Annotated in this window: 19 protein-coding genes and 1 pseudogene; 16 read left to right on the plus strand and 4 right to left on the minus strand. The window is 66.7% G+C overall.

Annotation, left to right across the window (positions count from 1 at the left end):
* Window positions 1–44 precede the first annotated feature (44 nt).
* The 4 genes from OHA58_RS03655 (at window position 45) to OHA58_RS03670 (ending at window position 3,757) form a co-directional block, all read left to right on the plus strand.
* Window positions 45–1,523, plus strand: coding sequence for an APC family permease (locus tag OHA58_RS03655; RefSeq protein WP_405476323.1), 1,479 nt, complete (start codon window positions 45–47; stop codon window positions 1,521–1,523).
* A gap of 154 nt (window positions 1,524–1,677) precedes the next feature.
* A complete protein-coding gene (locus OHA58_RS03660) occupies window positions 1,678–2,325 on the plus strand; it encodes an HD domain-containing protein (protein WP_329576504.1) in 648 nt (215 codons plus the stop codon).
* 32 nt (window positions 2,326–2,357) lie between these two features.
* Entirely contained in the window at window positions 2,358–3,344 is a 987-nt protein-coding gene (locus OHA58_RS03665) for a GlxA family transcriptional regulator (protein WP_405476324.1), read from the plus strand.
* Window positions 3,338–3,757, plus strand: coding sequence for a Mov34/MPN/PAD-1 family protein (locus OHA58_RS03670; RefSeq protein WP_405476327.1), 420 nt, complete (start codon window positions 3,338–3,340; stop codon window positions 3,755–3,757). Before OHA58_RS03665 ends, OHA58_RS03670 begins: the two co-directional genes overlap by 7 nt.
* Window positions 3,758–3,979: 222 nt before the next feature.
* Here OHA58_RS03670 and OHA58_RS03675 read toward each other — a convergent pair whose 3' ends face one another.
* On the minus strand, window positions 3,980–4,564 hold the full coding sequence (locus OHA58_RS03675) for an XRE family transcriptional regulator (RefSeq protein WP_326778911.1): 585 nt from the start codon (window positions 4,562–4,564) through the stop codon (window positions 3,980–3,982).
* A 123-nt stretch (window positions 4,565–4,687) separates the two neighbouring features.
* Between OHA58_RS03675 and OHA58_RS03680 the strand changes: the two genes are divergently transcribed.
* From OHA58_RS03680 to OHA58_RS03715, 8 genes and pseudogenes are all read left to right on the plus strand, one after another.
* Entirely contained in the window at window positions 4,688–5,524 is an 837-nt protein-coding gene (locus OHA58_RS03680; protein WP_405476330.1) for an EamA family transporter, read from the plus strand.
* Window positions 5,525–5,575: 51 nt separating this feature from the next.
* Window positions 5,576–6,223, plus strand: a complete 648-nt coding sequence (locus tag OHA58_RS03685; protein ID WP_405476332.1) for an FMN-binding negative transcriptional regulator — start codon at window positions 5,576–5,578, stop codon at window positions 6,221–6,223.
* Between the two features lie 39 nt (window positions 6,224–6,262).
* A complete protein-coding gene (locus OHA58_RS03690; protein ID WP_405476334.1) occupies window positions 6,263–6,970 on the plus strand; it encodes a B3/4 domain-containing protein in 708 nt (235 codons plus the stop codon).
* 36 nt (window positions 6,971–7,006) lie between these two features.
* A complete protein-coding gene (locus OHA58_RS03695; RefSeq protein WP_405476336.1) occupies window positions 7,007–7,798 on the plus strand; it encodes a helix-turn-helix domain-containing protein in 792 nt (263 codons plus the stop codon).
* Window positions 7,799–8,007: 209 nt separating this feature from the next.
* Window positions 8,008–8,670, plus strand: coding sequence for a B3/4 domain-containing protein (locus tag OHA58_RS03700; RefSeq protein WP_405476338.1), 663 nt, complete (start codon window positions 8,008–8,010; stop codon window positions 8,668–8,670).
* Window positions 8,671–8,864: 194 nt separating this feature from the next.
* Window positions 8,865–9,566: an EamA family transporter gene (locus OHA58_RS03705; RefSeq protein ID WP_405476340.1), complete on the plus strand. Its 702-nt coding sequence runs from the start codon at window positions 8,865–8,867 to the stop codon at window positions 9,564–9,566.
* Window positions 9,563–9,913 (plus strand): hypothetical protein, encoded by a 351-nt coding sequence (locus OHA58_RS03710; RefSeq protein WP_405476341.1) that lies wholly within the window; start codon window positions 9,563–9,565, stop codon window positions 9,911–9,913. Before OHA58_RS03705 ends, OHA58_RS03710 begins: the two co-directional genes overlap by 4 nt.
* Before the next feature lie 647 nt (window positions 9,914–10,560).
* Window positions 10,561–11,446, plus strand: a pseudogene (locus tag OHA58_RS03715) (integrase core domain-containing protein); the annotation flags it as partial.
* Between the two features lie 186 nt (window positions 11,447–11,632).
* Here the strand turns inward: OHA58_RS03715 and OHA58_RS03720 are convergent.
* The gene (locus OHA58_RS03720) at window positions 11,633–12,226 is read right to left on the minus strand and encodes a hypothetical protein (protein ID WP_405476344.1); all 594 of its coding nucleotides are present in this window, start codon (window positions 12,224–12,226) and stop codon (window positions 11,633–11,635) included.
* A gap of 197 nt (window positions 12,227–12,423) precedes the next feature.
* On the opposite strand from OHA58_RS03720, the gene OHA58_RS03725 reads away from it, so the two are divergent.
* From OHA58_RS03725 to OHA58_RS03740, 4 genes are all read left to right on the plus strand, one after another.
* Entirely contained in the window at window positions 12,424–13,293 is an 870-nt protein-coding gene (locus OHA58_RS03725; protein WP_405476347.1) for a nucleic acid/nucleotide deaminase domain-containing protein, read from the plus strand.
* A gap of 47 nt (window positions 13,294–13,340) precedes the next feature.
* Complete coding sequence (locus OHA58_RS03730; protein WP_405476349.1) at window positions 13,341–14,930, plus strand: hypothetical protein; 1,590 nt, start codon at window positions 13,341–13,343, stop codon at window positions 14,928–14,930.
* Window positions 14,931–15,023: 93 nt separating this feature from the next.
* A complete protein-coding gene (locus OHA58_RS03735; RefSeq protein WP_405476352.1) occupies window positions 15,024–16,550 on the plus strand; it encodes a nucleic acid/nucleotide deaminase domain-containing protein in 1,527 nt (508 codons plus the stop codon).
* Between the two features lie 42 nt (window positions 16,551–16,592).
* A complete protein-coding gene (locus tag OHA58_RS03740; RefSeq protein WP_405476355.1) occupies window positions 16,593–17,147 on the plus strand; it encodes an SUKH-4 family immunity protein in 555 nt (184 codons plus the stop codon).
* A gap of 640 nt (window positions 17,148–17,787) precedes the next feature.
* Here OHA58_RS03740 and OHA58_RS03745 read toward each other — a convergent pair.
* Window positions 17,788–18,492 (minus strand): TetR/AcrR family transcriptional regulator, encoded by a 705-nt coding sequence (locus OHA58_RS03745; RefSeq protein WP_405476358.1) that lies wholly within the window; start codon window positions 18,490–18,492, stop codon window positions 17,788–17,790.
* 34 nt (window positions 18,493–18,526) lie between these two features.
* On the minus strand, window positions 18,527–19,279 hold the full coding sequence (locus tag OHA58_RS03750) for a hypothetical protein (protein ID WP_405476360.1): 753 nt from the start codon (window positions 19,277–19,279) through the stop codon (window positions 18,527–18,529).
* Window positions 19,280–19,362: the final 83 nt, after the last annotated feature.

Consider the following 19,362-nt stretch of genomic DNA (forward strand, 5'->3'; position numbering starts at 1 on the left):
CCTGGTCCTCCCTCTATCCCCCTGCTACCGAAAGGCGCCCCGCCGTGACTCCGAACAATGTGGGACTCCGTCAGCAGTTGCTGCGTCGCAAGCCGGTCTCGGCCTTCCTGGCCGACGCTGAGGCCGGTGACCCGCAGGACCCGGCCCAAGGCCGCGGACTGCGGCGGACCGTGGGCAGCTTCCAGCTCACGATGATTGGCGTCGGGGCGACCATCGGCACCGGCGTCTTCTTCACCCTCAGCACCGCTGTGCCACAGGCCGGCCCGGCAGTGATCATCGCCTTCGTGATAGGCGCCATCACCGCCGCGCTCACCGCCCTCTGCTACGCCGAACTGACCTCGGCGGTGCCGGTATCAGGCTCTTCCTACTCCTACGCCTACGCCACCCTGGGGGAGCTCGCAGCCTGGATCGTCGGATCCTGTCTGCTCCTGGAGTACGCCGTCTCCGGCGCGGCCATCGCGGTCAGCTGGGGGCAGTACCTCAACGACCTCACGCAGCGCCTGTTTGGCTTCGTCATGCCCGCCGCGATCACCGCGCCCCCCGGGGAGGGCGGCTACATCAACGTGCCAGGCGTCGTGCTGATCGCACTCTGTTGTTTGCTGCTGATCCGCGGCACCAAGGAGTCAGCACTGATCAACACGGTCATGGTTCTCCTCAAGTTGGGCGTGCTCGTTCTCTTCATCGTCGTCGGTATCACCGGTTTCCACTCCTCCAACCTCCACCCCTTCGCTCCGCTCGGCATCGCCGGCATCAGCGCGGCCGCCTCATCGGTCTTCTTCTCCTTCATCGGGCTGGACGCCGTCTCCACCGCTGGTGAGGAGGTAAAGAACCCGCAAAGGACGCTGCCTCGGGCGATCATCGGCGCACTGCTCGTGGTCACCGTCTTCTACTGCTTCGTGGCCCTGGTAGGCGTCGGCGCTCAGAAATGGACGCAGTTCAAGGGCCAGGACGCCGGTCTCTCCGCGATCCTCCAGCTCGTCACCGGCCAGAACTGGCCCGGCACGGTGCTCTCCGCAGGTGCGGTGATCTCCATCGTCAGCGTCACCCTCGTCGTGCTCTACGGTCAGACACGCATTCTGTACTCGATGGGCCGCGACGGCATGCTCCCTCCCGTCTTCCGCAAGGTGAGCGCCAGCAGTGGTGCACCCGCCGGCAACACCATCATCGTCGGCGTCTTCGTCGGACTGCTCGCCGCCTTCGTGCCACTGGGCTGGCTGGTCAACCTCACGAGCATGGGCACCCTGGTCGCCTTCGCTGTGGTCTCGGTCGGAGTGATCGTGCTGCGGGTACGCGAACCTGAACTGCCCCGCGGCTTCAAGGTCCCCGGCTACCCGGTGGTACCCGCCCTGTCCGTCCTCTGCTGCGGCTACCTGATCTGGAACCTGTCCGCCGACACCTTCGCCCTGTTCGCCGGCTGGCTGGCACTGGCCCTGCTCGTCTACTTCGGCTACAGCCGCAGCCACTCGCACCTGGCCGGGCCCGAGGCGGCCATCGTGCTCCAGGAGACCTCCCGGACAGGCTGAGCACCGGAGTGGCCCGGTGGCCGCCCAAAGCGAATGTCTGAATCTGTGGGATTCATGACCTCGTGGACATGGCTGCCTGCCCGGGGGCACGAAGACTGGGACCTGCCCGTCAAGTGGGCAGGTCCGCTATCTATGGAAAGGCAGGTGGAGGACCATGACGACAGCCGCGAACACCAGGGCCGAGGTGCGCGTACCGGACACCAGGCTGGCGCGTGAAGCAACCGAGTTGGTCCGCGAGGCCGCCAGCGAACTGATCTACCACCACTCACGGCGGGTGTACTTCTTTGGCAGCCTCCAGGGCCGCAATCGCGACCTCAGCTTCGACCCTGAGTTGCTCTACATCGGCGCGATGTTCCACGACCTGGGACTGAGTGAGCGGTTCCACGCGAGCGGACACCGTTTCGAGGTCGACGGCGCTGACGAGGCACGCCGCTTCCTGCAGGCACATGGGGTGCCCGAGGACAGCGTGCGCCGGGTATGGACGGCCATCGCCTTGCACACCACACCGGGGATCCCCGAGTTCATGGAGCCGGAGGTCGCCTTGGTGACCGCCGGCGTGGAGTACGACGTCCTGGGCATCGGATACGGGGACATCGCCACCGCTGAGCGCGAGGAGATCGTGGCCCTGCACCCCCGCCCCGACTTCAAGCAGCGCATCCTAGGTGCGTTCACCGACGGTATCCGGCGCAAGCCGGAGACGACCTTCGGCAACGTCAAGGCCGATGTGCTCCAGCACTACGTGCCGCAATTCGAGCGCGCGGACTTCGTCCGCACAATCCTGGACTCCCCATGGGCGGAGTAGAACCCGCTGCCCCCAGTGGAGACCGTGTCATCGTGATCGTGGCCTTCGACCAGGTCCAGCTCCTGGACGTGAGCGGACCGCTGGAGGTCTTCACCACGGCCAACCGCTACGGCGCCCGCTACGACATACGCGTCATCTCCCCCACCGGTCTTGATGTCCTCACCTCAAGTGGGTTGCGGATCGGGGCGGACACCGACCTCGAGCAGCTGCCCCGGCACGTGAACACGCTCCTGGTCCCCGGCCGCAGCCACTGGCGGCAGGCAATCGCCGATGATGTGCTGGTCTCACTCGTGGGCGGTCTGGCTGCACAGGCACTGCGGGTGGCCTCGGTCTGTGCGGGCGCGTTCGTCCTGGCCCAGACCGGAGTCCTCGACGGACGGCGGGCAACGACCCACTGGGAGCTGGCCTCGCAACTCGCCGCCGCCTTCCCGCAGGTGCGGGTGGAACCGGACCCGGTGTTCGTGCGCGACGGCCACATCGTCACCTCTGCCGGAGTCACCGCGGGAATCGACCTGGCCCTCGCCCTCGTCGAGGAGGACTACGGGGCAGATCTCGCCAGGGAGACAGCTCGCCAGCTCGTCGTCTTCATGGCACGCCCCGGTGGACAGTCCCAGTTCAGCATCCGCATGACCCCGCAGCCGCCCCAGCACCCGCTCGTCCGCCGGGCGATGGACGAGATCACCGCGGATCCGTCCCTGCCGCACGGCATCGATGCGCTCACCGCAAGGCTTGGCATCAGTACCAGGCACCTGGCGCGCCTGTTCCGCCAGGAGATCGGCATGACTCCCGGGCAGTATGCCGACGCCGTCCGCGTGGAGGCAGCCCAGACGCTGCTGTCCTCCGGCCTGGCCTCGGTCGAGGAGGTCGCGCAGCAGGCCGGATTCGGGTCATCGGAGACCATGCGGCGCGTGTTCCAGCAGGCCCTCAGCTTGTCCCCCACCGTGTACCGGGCTCGTTTCCGCACCACTACCGCTCCGGCACCCGCACCAGTCGCTCTATCGCTGCTGAGCTCATGCTGATTCTCACCAAGAACGTCTATGACGAGATCGTGGCCCACGCCCTGCGGGATCACCCCATCGAGGCGTGTGGTGTGGTGCTGCGGCACGCTCACCAAGACCACAGCGCACGCGTCGTGCGGTTCCGCAACACCGCGCAGTCGAAGGTGCTTCACGAGGCCGACTCCCGCGACCTCTACGAGGCGTACCGGGACATGGCCGAGCGGCAGGAAGAACTGCATGTCATCTACCACTCCCACACGGCGAGCCAGGCATACCCGTCGGCGCTCGACGTAGAACTGGCGCAGGAGCCGTCAGCGCACAATTTGATCCTCTCCACCGCCCCGCGCACGTTCCTCGAACTACGTTCCTTCCTCATCGTGGATGGGGTGGTGACGGAGGAGGACGTGCGCATCGTGGAGAGTCGAAACGAGTAGCGCCCTCGCAGACGCCAAGGGCTGTCCGTGGCCGGCTGCCGGTGCCGTGTCCGGCCGACGCGGGTACAGGCGAAGAGCGCTGTGAGCGTCAGCCTCACAGCCCGGCGCGCTCGGCGCCGCTGAGCGACCCGGCGGCGCCACAGTTGGAAGGCTCTGCGGCATGAGCGATCGAGAGGCCGGATGCGCTGGCCCAGGTGTCACAGGCCGACGGAACTGCCCACGTCAGGCTACGGAAGCAGGGCCGGGCGGCAGGTGGACGGTCATGATCAGCTGACAGGTTTCGGTGCCGCAACCGCGGTAGGTGTGAGCGGTGTCGCCGTCGAAGGTGGCGGTCTGGCCGGCGTCGACGGGGTACTCAGTGCCGTCGACGACGAGCGTCATGCAGCCGGCGGTGACGCTGACGGTTTCCACGACTCCGGCCTGGTGGGGGTGGCTGGGGTATTCCTCGCCCGGTTCGAGCTTCCAGCGCCACACCTCGACCGGGGCCGAACCGGACGTGGTCACCATGAGGCGGGCCTCGCTGCCTTGATCTCCCGTCCACAGCGGCACCACGGTGTCGGCGGCCACCACCCGGACGCGGCCTTCGGGTGGCCCCTGCATCAGGGCGGAAACCGAGATGCCGAGGGTGTCGGCCAGCCGGACCAGGGTGGCCAGGTTCGGGTTGCCCTGGGCCTTCTCCAGTCCCACCAGGGCGCCCTTGCTGACCTGGGCACGCCTGCTGAGCTCGTCCAGGGACAGGCCGGCGCGCGTGCGGGCCGCCTTGACGTTGTGTGCGACCGTTCGCAGGGCTGTGGCCGTCTCGGCCATCTGATCTCCCATCCCTCACCAGTGGACTACTGGAATGCACTACACGGTCGATCGGTTGACATAGTCGGTCGATCCGTTGCATAATTTAGTCGTTCTACTGCAATAGTAAGGGATGTACCTACCGTGATCGCTCTGCTGCTGGCCCTGGGCAGCTCACTCTCCTACGGATGCGCCGATTTTCTCGGCGGGCTCGGAGCCCGCAAGGCGCACGTGCTACGCACGGTGATGATCGCCGCCCCGGCCTCACTTGCGGTCGAACTGCTGCTCTGGCCGTTCCTCGGCGCCTCGTTCAGCACCGGCGCTCTTGCCTGGGGTGCGGCGTCCGGGGTCGCCTCGGCCGCCGCGTTCGCTCTGCTCTACAAGACCCTGGCGATCGGCCCGATGAACGTGCTCTCGCCGATCACCGCACTGGTGTCCGCCATGCTTCCCGTCGCGGTGGGCCTGCTTCAAGGAGAGCACCTGGGCACGGCGGGCCTGATTGGCCTGCCGCTCGCTCTCACCGCGGTCATCCTGGTCAGCACGGGCAGCGGCACAGGCTCGGCACGCCCCTCGCGTACCGCATTGCTGCTGGCCTTCGGCGCGGGCGCTGCCATCGCCCTCCAGCTGATCTTCCTGCACCAGGCACCGTCCGACAGCGGCGTGGCCCCGCTGATCATCGGCAGGGCGGTCTCCACAACCGTCACCCTGGCCGCTGCCGGGATCATGTATCGCAAGCTCGGCCCCGAAAAGCCCGCCTATGCGATGTCGGCCGCCGCAGGCGTGCTGGACTCCGTGGCGAACCTGCTGTTCCTGTTCGCCGCCCGCAACGGCGACCTCGCCGTCGTCGCCGTGATCACCGCCCTCTACCCGGCCGGCACCGTCCTGCTCGCCCGCCGCGTCCTGGCCGAACGCATTCACCGCGGCCAACTGGCCGGCCTGGGCGCCGCCGCTGCCGCCGTCAGCCTCCTCGCCCTGACCTGAGCAGCCGCGCCGCAGTCCATCCCGCAGCCACGACCACGCAAGGAGAACCACATGTTCATCCAGCCCTGGGACGCCAGCCTCGACGAAGCCGAATGGCAGACCTGGATCGCCGACGGCCATGACTTCGGCCTCCTCAGCGTCAATGGCCTGCTCGGCAACTCGCCCGCTGTCGTCCCCACCCATTTCATCAGCGACGGGAACGACCTCTTGGTCCACCTCGCCCGGCCCAATCCGGTCTGGCAGACGATCGAGAACGACCCGAACGTCACGTTCACCGTCATCGGCGACTACGCATTCATCCCCGGCCCCTGGCGTGCAGGGGCCGACATCCCGCTCACCCACGGCGTCCCCACCAGTTACTACGCGGCCGTCCAGTTCACCTGCCAGGCCCGCATCGTGGATGACCCCGAGGCCAAGGCCGACCTGCTGCGCCGCCAGATGGCCCATTTCCAGCCCGACGGCGACCACGCCCCCGTCGCCGTAGACCAGCAGCCGTATGCGCGAATGCTCCCCGGAATCCGCGGGCTGCGCCTGGAAGTCACCGACGTACGGGCCAAGTTCAAATTCGACGACCACAAGCCCGTCGAACACCGCACCGCCGTCGCCGAGCACCTCAACGAACGCGGCCAGAGCCTCGACGCCCCTGCGGCACGGCAGCAGCTGCGCCGTCTGAACCGCATCGGCCCCTGGAAGCCCTGACCTCACCCCAGTCACCCGCAGAGAACGGAAACCCAGCACATGACCGTCTTCCGAATCGCCTCCGCCGTCGCGGACGCCTTCCCCGACACCCTCATTGCCGTCGTCACCGCCGCAAACCTGCGGGGCCATGAGCCCTGGCCCGACACCGCCTCCGCGCTGGAGGACCTGGAGCAGCAGGTCGCCGACGGCAGCTGGCAGCCCGCCGACGAGAGTGACCCACGGATCGAGTCGTGGCACGCCGCCTACCGTTCCTTCGGCACCAACCCGCGTCGCATCCGCCCCAGCGTCGATGCGCTCGGCCGTCGCTTCGCGAAGAAGGGCACGCTGCCGCGCATCAACCCGGCGGTCGACTCCTACAACGCCGTCTCCGTTCACCACGGCCTGCCCGCCGGCGCCTTCGACCTGGCGCAGGTCACCGGTGACGTCGAGATCCGGTACGCGGACGGCAGCGAGGAGTTCACCCCTCTCGGCGAACCTGACACTGTGGAGAACCCCAAGCCCGGCGAGATCATCTACACGGATACCACCGACATCCTGACCCGGCACTGGAACCACCGCGACGCCCACCGCACCCGCGTCACCGAAGACTCCACCCACGTCGCCTTCGTCATCGAGACCCTCCATGCCGAACGCGACGGCCACCTCGTCAAGGCGGCCGCGCACGAGCTGCAGGGTCTGCTCCTCCTGCATGCCGACCAGACCGCCGTGTACTACCTCAACCCCGCCCAGCCCCAGGTCTCCTTCTGAGAGCAGGCCCCACCTCCCAGGTCCCGTCATCAGTGGATGCCTCGCAGCACGCGGCCGGAGTATCCGCTGGACACCGGTGTCACTGCGGAGCGGGCACGAGGGCGGGAATCCGCTCGCCGACCGGCCCGCCGGCAGCCCACGCGCAGTTGGTGCTGCCAGACCATCCGCGTCGCACGCGCAGAAGTCAGCAAAAAGCAATACATCGACTCGGGGTGTGATGTGGCAGATCTGGCAGCCGAGGTGACACGTGCGGTCGCGCGGAGCGTGCGCACCGAGCGGACAGCCCGCAGATGGTCTCTGGATACCCTGGCCGCTCGTTCCGGGGTGAGCAAGGGCATGCTGGTGCACATTGAGCAGGACCGCACAAACCCCAGCATCGGCACCCTGTGCAGACTCGCGGACGCTCTGGGGACGACTCTGTCGAGGCTGGTCGAAACCTCGGAATCCCTCTCGGTCCGCGTGGTCCGTGCCGGGGACGGGGTGCCTCTTTGGCGCAGCGAGCACAGCCCAGGACGGGGTGTGCTGCTGGTGGGATCCGAGCCTCCCGCGTCACTCGAGATGTGGGACTGGAGGATGTACGAGGGCGACAGCTACGAAGGGGAGTCGCACATCGTCGGCACTAGGGAGACGGTGAGTGTGTTGCACGGCTCCCTGGAGATACAGGTGGCCGAGGAGTCCATCGTGCTACACACAGGGGACTCAGCGGTCTTCGCAGCTGACTGTACGCACATCTATCGGCATACGGGCGAGGGCGAACTGCATTTCGTCCTGGCCGTGGCCCAGCCACAGTCCGCCCTCCTGACCCCCACCCTGGACGCCTCCGGGTGAGCCCGCGACCGGGGATGCGTTGACGCTCTTCGGTGACACCCATCATTCCTACGTGAACCCTCATGATGAGCCTGCCCGGTTCTCGCTCACGGTCTACGAGCCCGGAGTCGGAACCGGACACTGAGTGGAGAATCCCGATGCCTGAAAGCCTGCCTGCTGAGGTCCTGACGGCTGATGCATTCCTCGCCGCGTGCCGTGTAGAGCCAGACGTGTTCAAACTTCGCCCGGACTACCGGACCATGCTGCTCGTGGTCGACGGCCTCGCCCCGGCAGCGACGTCTGCGACCAGCAACGATCTGGTCGAGGCCGCCGAGGCTCATGCACGGCGTCTGCTGGCCGAGCGCCCGGTGGAGGAACTACCGCATATCGCTGCGTGGCGTGAGGCGTACCGGGCATTCGGCGCGAAGCCGCAGCGCACCCGCAACAGCCTCGAAGCGCTCACCCGCCGCGCCGAGCAGGGACTGCCACGGGTGAACGCGTTCACCGACATCTACAACGCCATCTCCGTACTCCACCAAGTGCCCCTCGGCGGCGAGGACTTCTACCGCTACGACGGTCCGGCACGCCTGGTGCGGTCGACCGGCGAGGAGGAATTTGATACTGCCAGCGGCGGAGAGACGGTCATCGAACACCCCAAGCCCGGCGAGGTCATCTGGCGCGACAAGACCGGGGTGACCTGCCGCAGGTGGAACTGGCGGCAGGGCCGTCGCACCGCCCTCACCGACAAGACCAGTGCGGCGTTCTTCATCCTCGACGCTCTCGCACCCATGACCGACGAGGCCCTGACGGCGACGGCGGATGCGCTGGCCGATGTCCTCTCCGGCCTCGGTAGTGCGGTGACCGTGTCGCGGCGTCTGATCGGCGCACCTTGAGAACGCGTTCCGTGACGCGGGTGCCGGCATGGTCGATGGCGGTCACGGCGATGCTTGCCGTCCAGCTCTCGAACGCCCTCTCAGTCAGTGTGATCGAGCACGTCGGGGCGGCTGGGGCGGCCTGGTTGAGAATGTGTTTCGGGGTGGTCTTCCTTTGGATGATCGCCCGTCCCTCGGTCCGCTCGCTCCGCCTGATGGATCTCCCCGCTTTGCTCGCCCTCGGGGCGGTCACCGGGTTCATGACGACGTTCCTCCTCGCCGCGGTCGACCGCATCCCGCTGGGTACCGCGGTCGCGATCGAGTTCCTAGGCCCGTTGACGGTGGCGGGGCTGATGAGCAAGCACAGAAGGGCACTCGTCTGGCCACTGCTCGCCCTCATCGGTGTGGTGCTGCTAACGGAGCCCTGGCACGGGAACATCGACCTGTCCGGGGTCGGATTCGCCCTCCTGGCGGGAACCTGCTGGGGCCTGTACAACGTGCTCACGCAGCACGTCGGCAACCGGTTCTCGGGGATCAGCGGCCTCTCGCTAACAATCCCGATCGCTGCACTGGTCACGATTCCTGTCGGGCTGCCGCAGGTGTTCGGCGGCGACTTCACCTGGTGGGTGCTGCTGGCCGCAGCGGGGATCGCGCTGATCACCCCCGTGATCGCATTCGGGCTCGAGATGCTCGCCCTGCGCCGCATGACACACACCGCCTTCGGCACCCTGCTCTCCATCGAGCCCGCGTTCGGCATCCTCATCGGCCTGCTCGTGCTCGCCCAGACGCCCACGCTCGTGCAGCTGGTCGGTATCGCCCTCGTCATCCTCGCCGGCGCTGCCGCGCAGCGCGGCGGCACACCCACTGCCGATCCTGACTCAGCGGAGACACCCTCGACGGCGAAGGAGCCGGCATGACCGCCACCCCGAAGTACAGTTCGACGTTCATCTTCGAAACCCGGAACCTGACTGATGAGTTCCACCACATCGACAGCGAGATCGCAAAACGAGCTCGCCAGATTTCCGGGTTTCTGGGCGAGGAGGCCTGGCACAACGAGGACACTGGCCTGCACTCCGAGGTCTACTACTGGACCAGCCTGGACGCACTGCGACAGCTCGTCGGCATGGACACCCACCAGCTCGCCAAGTCACGCTACGGGGAATGGCTGGGCGAATACCGGGTCGTGATCGCCGAGGTGCAGTCCGTCTATGGCAACCCCTCCCTCGGCCTCGAGCACGCCCCCGAACCCCAGGAGCAGCGATGAGCATGTTCACCGTATGCCGCTCGAAAACACGATTCTGGGCCAGACCTGGCAGTTCCCAGACCAGAAGACTGGTCCGCACAGCACCTGCGACGATCCTTCGATGCCACTGTCCACCGTCACCACGCCCATTCGCAATCTGATCACGGTGCCCACAGCCGTACTGCGCAGCCGCGTGGCCAAGGACGCAGAGATCCTCGCGTTACGACAGGAGAACGCGGTGCTGCGCCGTCAGATCGCCCGGGTCCGCTACGAGCCCGCAGACCGGATCTGGCTCGCCGCGCTCTCGCGGTTCGTCCCGCGCGAGCGCCGGCGCCAGGCCTTCACCGTCACACCCCCACCACACTGCCGGCCTGGCACCGCCAACTCATCGCCAAGAAATGGACGTTCACCCGGCACCGCCGCCCCGGCAGACCCTCCACCGCGCCCGCCGTCAAGCAGCTCATCCTGCGCCTGGCCCGGGAGAACAACAGCTGGGGCCACCGCCGGATACAGGGCGAACTCGCCCGCCTCGGCTACCCGATCGCCCCGTCCACAGTCTGGGAAATCCTCCACGCAGCCGGCACCGACCCTGTGTGTGCCGATAATTACGTCCGAGCAGGTCACCGTAGTCATGGCGTCGATCGCACGGCGCGGCAGGATGGTCATCCCGTCGCTGCTGGCGCGAGATCTTCCCGGTCACGCCTGGCACGCTGCCGGCCTGGCATCACAGGTTCACCGCGGCGAAGTGGGACTACAGCGCCCGGCGCACCCGCACAGGACCCCCGCCGACCAGGGCGGCGCTCAAGAAGCTGACCCTGAAGCCCGCTCGAGAGAACGCACGGTGGGGCACAGGCGGATCCAGGGCGAGCTGACCCGACTCGGGCACCCGATCGCCGCGTCCACGGTCTGAAAGATCCTGCACGCTGCGGGCATCGGCCCGGCCCCGCGCCGTACCGGCCCGACCTGGAGGGAGTTTCTCACCAACCAGGCTCAGGACATCATCGCCGTCGACTTCTTCCATCTCGACACTGCCGTCGGACCCAGGCTGTACGCGCTGGCGTTCCTCGAACACCGGAACAGGCGCCTGCACATCACCGGCGTCACCGCACACCCCACCCGCGAGTGGGCGGTGCAGCAGGCCCGGAACCTTGCCGCCGGCTGGGCACACGCATGAGGTTCCTGCGCTTCCTGCTGCGTGACCGCCACGGCAGGTACGGGCAGTCCTTCGACGACGTCTTCGAGGCCGAGGAAATGGAGATCCTCATGAGCGCGCCGCCACGGGCCCCTCGAATGAACGCCCACTGCGAGTGGGTGATCGGCAGCATCCGGCGCGCGGTCCCCGACCATGTCCTCATCATGAACAAGGCCCACGCCCGACAGCTCCTGGCCGCCTACGAACGGCACTACAACGAGCACCGCCCCCACCGGGCCCCCAACCAACTACCGCCAGGCGCCGACCAACAGCCCATCACCATGCACGCACTCGAAGGCCGCACACTCCAGCGCACCCGCGTCCTCGGCAGCGTCATTAACGAGTACCGCTATGCCGCTTGACCTGCAGCGACGACTTTCCGAGCCCCACAGGACTCCGGAACCATTCGCGGGCGGTTCCCCTCCCGCCCCCTCCCTTGGGGGCCAGCTATCGCTGTCACTGGCCATCCAACTTAGCCCTGGACGTGCCGCCTGACCTGGGCAGACTAGGTTGGATGGCATGGCGCTCGAACGCGCTCCGGTGGCCGTTCAGTCCTCGCCGTGGAACTGAGGGCGGGTCCAGAGGGTGAGGTCACTGCTGGTCGCGATTGCCAGGGTGAGACCGGCTGGGGAGAAACCGGCGGTGCGCAGTTCTGAGTAATCGGAGTGGAAGACGTGCCACCAGGTGCCTCCCGCCGCTCCGTTGTTCGCTCCGCCGTCGGCGGAGCGGATGATGCGGTCGTGGGGCCAGTCGGGGCTGACGACATCCACCGTCCAACCGTCCGGGGTGGTGCTGTGCAGACCGCCGCCGAAGAGGCCAGCGATGCGGATCTCGGTGCCTGCGACGGGACCGAGTCCAGGGCAGGCGAGGTCCGGGTGTGCGTCGGGGGTGCTGGTGACAGGGTCGGGATCCCGGTCGCGTGCGATCCTCTCGCCGGTGATTCCATCGAAGAGTCCGTGTCCGTCGCGGGATACGACCATGACGAGATCGTGTCCGGTGTCAGGATGGGCCGCGAAGCCGATACCGAGCAGGCCGCCGATGGGGATCCTGCGGTCCAGGACTGGCTGCCAGGGCGCTGGGGCTGACATGACGGGGGCAGCAAGGTAGCGATCGCGTAGGCGCTGTTGGTACTCCGTGATCAACCTGTCTCCTCGGCTCGGTCCACGTTGAGGATCTCTTGTGCAGCGTGCCAAGTCGACTCGAATTCAGAGGGGCTGATCTCGGCTGACCTGCGTGGACTAGGTTCGCTGACAAACGCCAAGACCCGATCTGCTCACGGTCCCAAAGCGCGGGTGGATAGGCTCGTCGAGATCAACCACTTACGGGGAGGCGTTCGTTCATGCCAGACCAGACTCCGAATTCGGCCGCTGACCACTTCGGCAGAGACGGGATGCGGCGGCTGTCGCTGTCGAATCTTGGTTCCACCGTGCAAGAGGATGCGCGTGCTGTTCTGGAGCAGGTCGGCGTGCCTCTGGTAGTGGCTCCGTACTTCGCGGCTGCGGGCGAGACGGACGGTTTGACGCTGGGGCTGTATGCCGGGCATCACGGGCTGCGCTGCGATGAGTCGCAGGCCCATTGGGTGCGCGTAGGTGTGGACGGGCTGGCTCACATGGCGGTCAGTGCGGACGGTGTTGTACACGCGGTCTTCTTGGACCAGGTGGAGCCGGGCATGTTGGTGAACTCGGATGTGTCTGCGTTCAGTCAGTGCCTGGCGGCCCTGGATCTGCGCTTGGGTGTGATCGCTGCCTCGACGGATCTTGCCGGTGGGGCGGCTGCATTCCGGGAACTCAACGCAGAGCTGCGTCTCATTGACTCAGGCGCGTTCGAAGGGCGCGAGAACTGGTGGCCGCGGGTCTTGGACGATGTGCGGCATGCGCTCAATATCGCCTTCTCGGCGGCGATCGAGCACGTCGACGCGAGCGGGCAGAAGCACATCGTCACGGACGCCACCGGTCCAGGGAAACTGCATCCGGAAGAGCTGATCTGGCAGCAGCTCCAGGGCGCCGGCGTCGATGGGCAGCAGGTCACACGCGTGTACTGCGAACTGGAAGCGTGCATGATGCCCGGGCACTACTGCGCCGCGTGGATGGCACGGGAGTTCCCCAATGCTCAGTTCACGCACAGCTTCGACTACGGGGATACGGCTGAGTCGCGGGAGGAAGGGCTCAAGGAGTTGATCCGGTTCGCGGCGGAGCGGGCGCGTCAGTGACCCCGCGGGCATGGCCTCCGCCGCCGGCGGGGCGTGAGCCTGCTGGTGTGGCGATCCTGGGGTGGCTGCGTGATCCACGTGCCCCGCGCGTCTGTGTGATCAGCGGTGATGAGGGTTGCGGCAAGTCACTGTTCCTGGCGTGGCTCGCCGAACAGGCGACGCGGCCGGATGTCGTGGTGGAGCGTCGCGTCCACGGGCTCGTTCCTCTGGCCGGGCAGTCGGCGTTGACGGCCTCTTGGCTGCTGGCCGAGCAGTTGGGCTCGGCCGCGCGCGCGCCGGGTGATTTGATCGCCACAGTGGCTGCTGACCGGCGTCGGACCGTGATCGTCTTGCCCGACTTGCATCACTCGGCTGCACCCGAGGCAGTCGAGGAACTGATCTGTGCGCTGGCCCGGTTCGAGCAGGTTCGGCTCATCGTCGAGACGCGCGAGGTGTCTGCGGAGTTGTCGGCCTTGAGCCCTGCTGTCATGGATCTGCGGGCGGCTCAGTGGCGGGACGAGGAGAGCTACGCGGTGTGGGCGGCGTCTGCACCATCGCCGGAGCCGGATGTGCCGTCTGGCGGCCAGCAAGCTGCTCCTGACCTTGATGACCCCAGCTCGGTGTGCGACATCGATCCTGTGCAGGTCACGGCCTTGTACGAGCTTTCCGAGGAATCTCACGGAGGGTTGCGTGCTGCGTGGCTGCGTGCTGGTGGTGCCCTGACGCGGCCCTGCTCACCAGCCGAGAGGGCTCTGATGCTGTGGGCAGCCTTGGGAGACGACGCTGATCCACGGTTGGCGGACGAGCTTCAGGCGCTTGCCCACAGTGAAGGGTGGGCAGTGCGCTGGAAACGGGTGCGCGGTGATATCAGTCCGCCCTGGCCCGGGCCCGCGTTGGCTCTGAGCATCGGCGTGTGCAAGACGTCTGGCAGTGTCGCAGTACTCGATCATCAGGGCATCGTCCGTCTGGTCGCTGCAGGCAATGGCGAGGCGCACGGCCGGCTGCCGCACGCAGTGTCTGGGGCCACGGCGGTGGCCTTCGGACGGGACGGCGACCTGACTGTTCTGGACGGCCACGGGCGCATGACTCTCCAACACAGTCCGACGGCGCCGCGCTTCACGGGGATCGCCAGCTTGCTGGAGACAGAGTCGAAGCCGCTGGAGCAGCTTGTTGCCGCTGTCGAAGGATCCGCTACGGCTGTCGCCTGTGTTGGTGGCGCTCTCGCGTATGGGGACGGCGCCGGCGCCGTGCGGGTGATGATGCTGAACGGTGGCACGATCGATGTTGCCCACGAGGCTCTGCACGAGGGTGCGGTGACGGGCCTGGCCGGGCTTGAGTTGGCCGAAGGGGCCGCGCTCGTCTACAGCGGAGGTCAGGACGGTCGCGTGCGCATGTGGGCGCCAGGCCGGACGCCGCTGGCGTCTGCGCTGCGGGAGAGGAACTGCCCCGTGACGGCACTGTCCGCTGCCCGGACACCCGATGGTCCGGTGCTGGTGATCGGCTGGGAGGACGGCTTGGTGGAGTACTCGGCGGTGGAAGCCGAGCCCGCTGCGCGGTTCTTCCGGCCCGGGGCGCCCGTGCGATCAGTGGCGGCACTGGCAAACGGGGACGTCATGGTGGGAACCGACGAGATGTTGGTCTGCCTCACGCCCTCCTGAGGCGGGTGAAGTTGGCCTGATGTGGCGCCAACTGCGTTGACGTGTCGTCACGTCATGGCCTAAGCAGGAAAAAAATGTTGTTTCACGGGGGAGATGAAACGCGTGGGCAAGACGCTGCCCGATGATCTCGTAGAAGTCCTTGACCTTGTCGGCGTCAACTGGCCGAACATCGACGAAGACGAGATCCGGAGCACCGCCAAGGACTACCGACACCTTGCCGAAGGCATCAACGATGCGATCACACAGGGCAATCGGGCCTGCTCCTACATAGTCGGCGGCAAGAGCAAGGGCAAAACAGTCCACGCCATCGACCGGCGCTGGGGGAAGCTGAGCACCAGAGATCTCGCGACGTTCTCTAGAGCCTTGGACGACCTGGCGGAAGCCCTCGATGACTGCGCCGGCTTCATCGAGGGCTGCAAGATCGTCTGTATCACCGAACTAGGCGCGACAGCCGCGACAGCCACGGCCGGCGTCATTGGCATGTTCTTCACCGTGGGTCTCAGTGGACTGCTGAGTGCGGCCGCGATCGCTGCATGCCGGTTCGCCCTGCACGAAGCGATCGACTACGCGGTCGGTCAGATCACCCAGGTCGTGACCGACAAGATCGAGGCAAAGATTCTTGCCAAGATCGAGGACCTGTTCACCGACGCGCTCGACGCCCATGACGACGGCAAAGCCGGTGACTACGTGTCCGGATCGGCGGACATGGCGACGGACTTGGCGATCGAGTTCGACGACTTCGAGAAGGCGTCCGGCGGCTACGACGAGACGAAGCGGGACTTCGACAAGAAGAAGCAGCTGCACAAGACCGGCGGCGGCAAGCGGCGCAGCTCGGTGAAGAAGGACAGCCGCTTCCACAAGCTCGCCACCGTCATGGACAAGGCCGAGGACGCCGTCGACAAGAAGGCGGACGAGACCGTGCACGTGCTGGAGAAGCACGGTGCCGACATCGACAAGGCCAAAAAGGAGCACAAGAAGAGCGACAAGAAGACCAAGGAAGACATCGACAGCTGCAAGGACGTCCGCACGTACCTCCTGGACGCGGACGGAACGGTTCGCCGGCTTGAGGCAGACGGCGATCTGAAGGCTCTGGACAGCACCGACAAGACGCGCCTGGACGGCATCCTCGACAATGGCAAGGCGTACCGGCCCTCCACCCGAGGGGATCGCGAAGAGTTCAGCGTCGCGGACTCGTACAAGCAGAAGGTGACGTCGACCAAGGTCGACCCCTACACCGATGAGCTGGGCCAGGCCACGCAGTTGGCCCGGTACGCCCGTAACGACTACAGCGGGAACAACTATGCCGCCGGGCGGTACATCGACCCCGACGGGCGGGGAGAGAGCATTCTGGTCGGCTATTCCCAGAAGAGCCTGCACTCAGAGCGGTCGATCGGCTATCCCCTCTTGCACAACGGCAAACAGGATGGCTTGAAGGAAGTTTTTACGGAACGGGAGCCGTGTCAGAAACGGCCCCGTTGTGACGCATGGCTGGACAAATACTTCAAGAACGCGAATACCGTCCATCACACCAACGCATACGACCAAGACGTCGGTCGACACAAACGTGATATCGAGCACCAAAAGTACATGGAGGAGCTGCAGGCGCACCATGGCCGATAGCATCGATCACCAGTTGCCCTCCCAGAATGCAAAGGTCCCAGCATGAACTTCGTCGTGTCCCCGGACGAGGTACGCACCGCGTTCGGGCTGACGGGTGTCGTCTACTTCCCCCGTTACAGCGCCCCGCACAACCAGCTGAACGACCGCGCCGCGCTGTTGCTGAGCAGCATCGGCCTCCCGGACACCGAGTGGTTCATGTCCAAGGCCAGCCTGCGCGCCGACGACTCCATCAACCTCAGCGAGTGGTACGCGGACAAAGGCACGGTGCCCAAAGAGTGCAACGACTGGCTGATTCTCGGCATGTTCGCCGACACCACCCTCGCTCTCGCTCCCGACACAGGCACGGTCTACGCCCTCGGCGACAGTGAGACGGAACTCGTCTACAGGGTGATTCACCGTGACGTCGAGTCGCTCGTCTATGCCCTGACCAAGTTCCAGATCCTCCAGAAGGAGCTGGAAGACGGTGACGACGAAGACACGGAAGAACGCGTTGACGCGCTCCGTGCCGAGATCACCGAGTTCGACCCTCTACCCTTCGAGGACGAGGACTCGCAGTGGCACCTGACCTTCGAAGAAGTCATCGACGGCATCTGGTAGGGCGCGCAGCCGGTCGATGAGCTGGGAAATCCACATCTCGCCCCCGGGCGTCGGCCGGGCTTGCATGGGCGACGGAGCTGATGCCGATCCCCTTGCCCCAGGCATAGCGCCCGCATCGCCCGGAATTCCACCACGCCTTGCAGGCAGCGTGACACTGCGCCTGCCGAAAACGTCGTCCACCTCCACCGGCCTCACCAAGCGATGCATCAGGCAGCAGCCCTGCGTGCCGTCCCCGAACCGCTCGCCCCTGCATAGACCTCCCACCTCGACGTACGCCGAAGAGACCGCCTCGCCGGAGTCCTCCACGAATACCAACATGCCGCCTGAACTGCGTGGATGGACTATTCGGACAGGCGCAGAGTTGAAGCCAGCGCAGCACGGTGGTGAGGGTGGCCGCGAAGTCTTGGCGCCAACGGCCGTGAGAGATCAGCCTGAAGAGTGCGGCGAGCCAGATCCTGTCGGCCGGCTGGTAGCGGACCCGGGCGATCTGACGGCGCAGCACCGCATTCTCATACCGCAGGCCAACACTTCTGCATGGGTCGGTGGGCATCCGCGTCACCCAATCGCGTTTCCAAGCCGGTGAACACGCCGCGTAACCGGACGCGTGATCCGTGACGCCGCTCTGCGCGCCTGCCAGCTACTAGCCGTCGGCCACGCCGAGCCGCACCAACAGCCGGTGCAGCATCATCTCAAACATCGGCTCCTGGTCAGGGATCACCGAATCGAAGTGCCTGAAGACTTCCAGGGCCACCGCCCCGTAGATGGACTGCCAGCAGCCGAGAAACTCCGTCAGCGCCCCCAGCGGCAGCTCCACCCCGGACGCTTCGCGGTAGTCGCTCAACTGACGCAGCAGCCGCGGGTCCATCCGGTCGTCGTCGACGATCTCGTACGGCTGGCGCGCCCACAGCTCCACGAAGACCGGCCCCCACACCCCCGACAGCCGCACTACCCACTCGGCGGTGAAGCGTGCCTGTGCCGAGCCTGCCGACGGGCTCGGTGTCCCGAAGAGGAGGGCGAACTCATGGCGATGGGTCAGTGACCAGACCCGCAGGGCGCGCGTCGGCGCGGACAGCCGGGCCGCGAAGTCCGTGCGCGGCTGGGCCGCCTCGGCATGTCGCAGGAAGACCACCAGGTCGTCCGTGATGTCCTGCGCCGTCTGCCGGATGACGTCCGGCAGGTCCTCGAAGTGTCGGTAGAGCGCTGCCGGGGTGACGCCGATCTGCCGTGCGATCTCAGCGAGCGTGAGCCCCTGCACGCCGTGCCGCGCGATGAGTTGCGCCGCGACGCGGCGCACGTCCCGGGACATCTCGGCGCGCAGTCGCTCGCGGCGGCTGATGACGGTCACGGGACCTCCAGGTGACGTCGGAGGTGGGATATGGTCAGGGGAAGGTCACCTTGCCGTCTTCTCTGATCTGGACGGTGGGCGAATTGAACTGCATGCCGTTCAGTTCTTCCGGCGTGTGGGTGCCCTCGGGGTCGACCGCCATTTTCGACATGCTTTGGACACCGGCGCCGTAGATCTCGGCTGTGCACTCGCCCAGGGGGCTGTACCAGATCTTGTGCGGGTCGATCACCACGTTCTTGTACGTACCTTCGCCCGGCTGACAGTTGCGGAGCTTCGCGTGCGCGTACCACTGGACACGCGCGGTGATCACGATCTGGGTCGACAGCTCGTTCCGCACCTTGATGCCGTACTCGGCCTGCTTCTTCCCGTCGATCGCCTGCACACACGCGCTTGCCTGGACCCCGGGTACACCCGTTCCCCGGTATTCACCGCAGGCCACATTCTCAGTCGCATAGACACGGGTGGGCGTGGCCCGCCGCTGTGTCGACGGGGATGCGCCGACCGTGGCCGCCGGCCCGGCGGCCCTGTCACGCTCGCCGGACGTCCTGCCGGCGTCGGGCGTACCGCTCGGGGAAGCGGACGACCGGGTACCTTTCGGCGAGCGGGACTTGACCTCGAGGGAGGACGGCGCGGCCCCCGCCGCGTCGGCCGACTCGCCATGGTCCTCTGCCGTCGGCAATAACTGTGCCCCTACGAGCGCGGCCACGGCGAGCGCCACGATCGCCGCCCCCACGGCCAGCGGGCTGGGGCTACGCCGACCCAGGTCATTGGCGACGTGGACGGCCACGGGCGTGTTCGTGGTCAGCGAAACGCTGTGGTCGGTTCTGGCGTCGATGTCACCGGTGCCCGTGATGTTCTGGGTACTGGAGT

This window comes from Streptomyces sp. NBC_00009 (assembly GCF_045040855.1).
In the GTDB taxonomy this organism is placed as follows: Bacteria; Actinomycetota; Actinomycetes; order Streptomycetales; family Streptomycetaceae; genus Streptomyces; species Streptomyces aureus.

Bases quoted from the DNA above. Each gene is read 5' to 3' on its own strand.
- OHA58_RS03660 (WP_329576504.1), top strand. From the start codon at position 1,678: ATGACGACAGCCGCGAACACCAGGGCCGAGGTGCGCGTACCGGACACC.
- OHA58_RS03670 (WP_405476327.1), top strand. From the start codon at position 3,338: ATGCTGATTCTCACCAAGAACGTCTATGACGAGATCGTGGCCCACGCC.
- OHA58_RS03675 (WP_326778911.1), bottom strand. From the start codon at position 4,564: ATGGCCGAGACGGCCACAGCCCTGCGAACGGTCGCACACAACGTCAAG.
- OHA58_RS03685 (WP_405476332.1), top strand. From the start codon at position 5,576: ATGTTCATCCAGCCCTGGGACGCCAGCCTCGACGAAGCCGAATGGCAG.
- OHA58_RS03690 (WP_405476334.1), top strand. From the start codon at position 6,263: ATGACCGTCTTCCGAATCGCCTCCGCCGTCGCGGACGCCTTCCCCGAC.
- OHA58_RS03695 (WP_405476336.1), top strand. From the start codon at position 7,007: ATGCCTCGCAGCACGCGGCCGGAGTATCCGCTGGACACCGGTGTCACT.
- OHA58_RS03705 (WP_405476340.1), top strand. From the start codon at position 8,865: ATGGATCTCCCCGCTTTGCTCGCCCTCGGGGCGGTCACCGGGTTCATG.
- OHA58_RS03710 (WP_405476341.1), top strand. From the start codon at position 9,563: ATGACCGCCACCCCGAAGTACAGTTCGACGTTCATCTTCGAAACCCGG.
- OHA58_RS03725 (WP_405476347.1), top strand. From the start codon at position 12,424: ATGCCAGACCAGACTCCGAATTCGGCCGCTGACCACTTCGGCAGAGAC.
- OHA58_RS03735 (WP_405476352.1), top strand. From the start codon at position 15,024: ATGAAACGCGTGGGCAAGACGCTGCCCGATGATCTCGTAGAAGTCCTT.
- OHA58_RS03740 (WP_405476355.1), top strand. From the start codon at position 16,593: ATGAACTTCGTCGTGTCCCCGGACGAGGTACGCACCGCGTTCGGGCTG.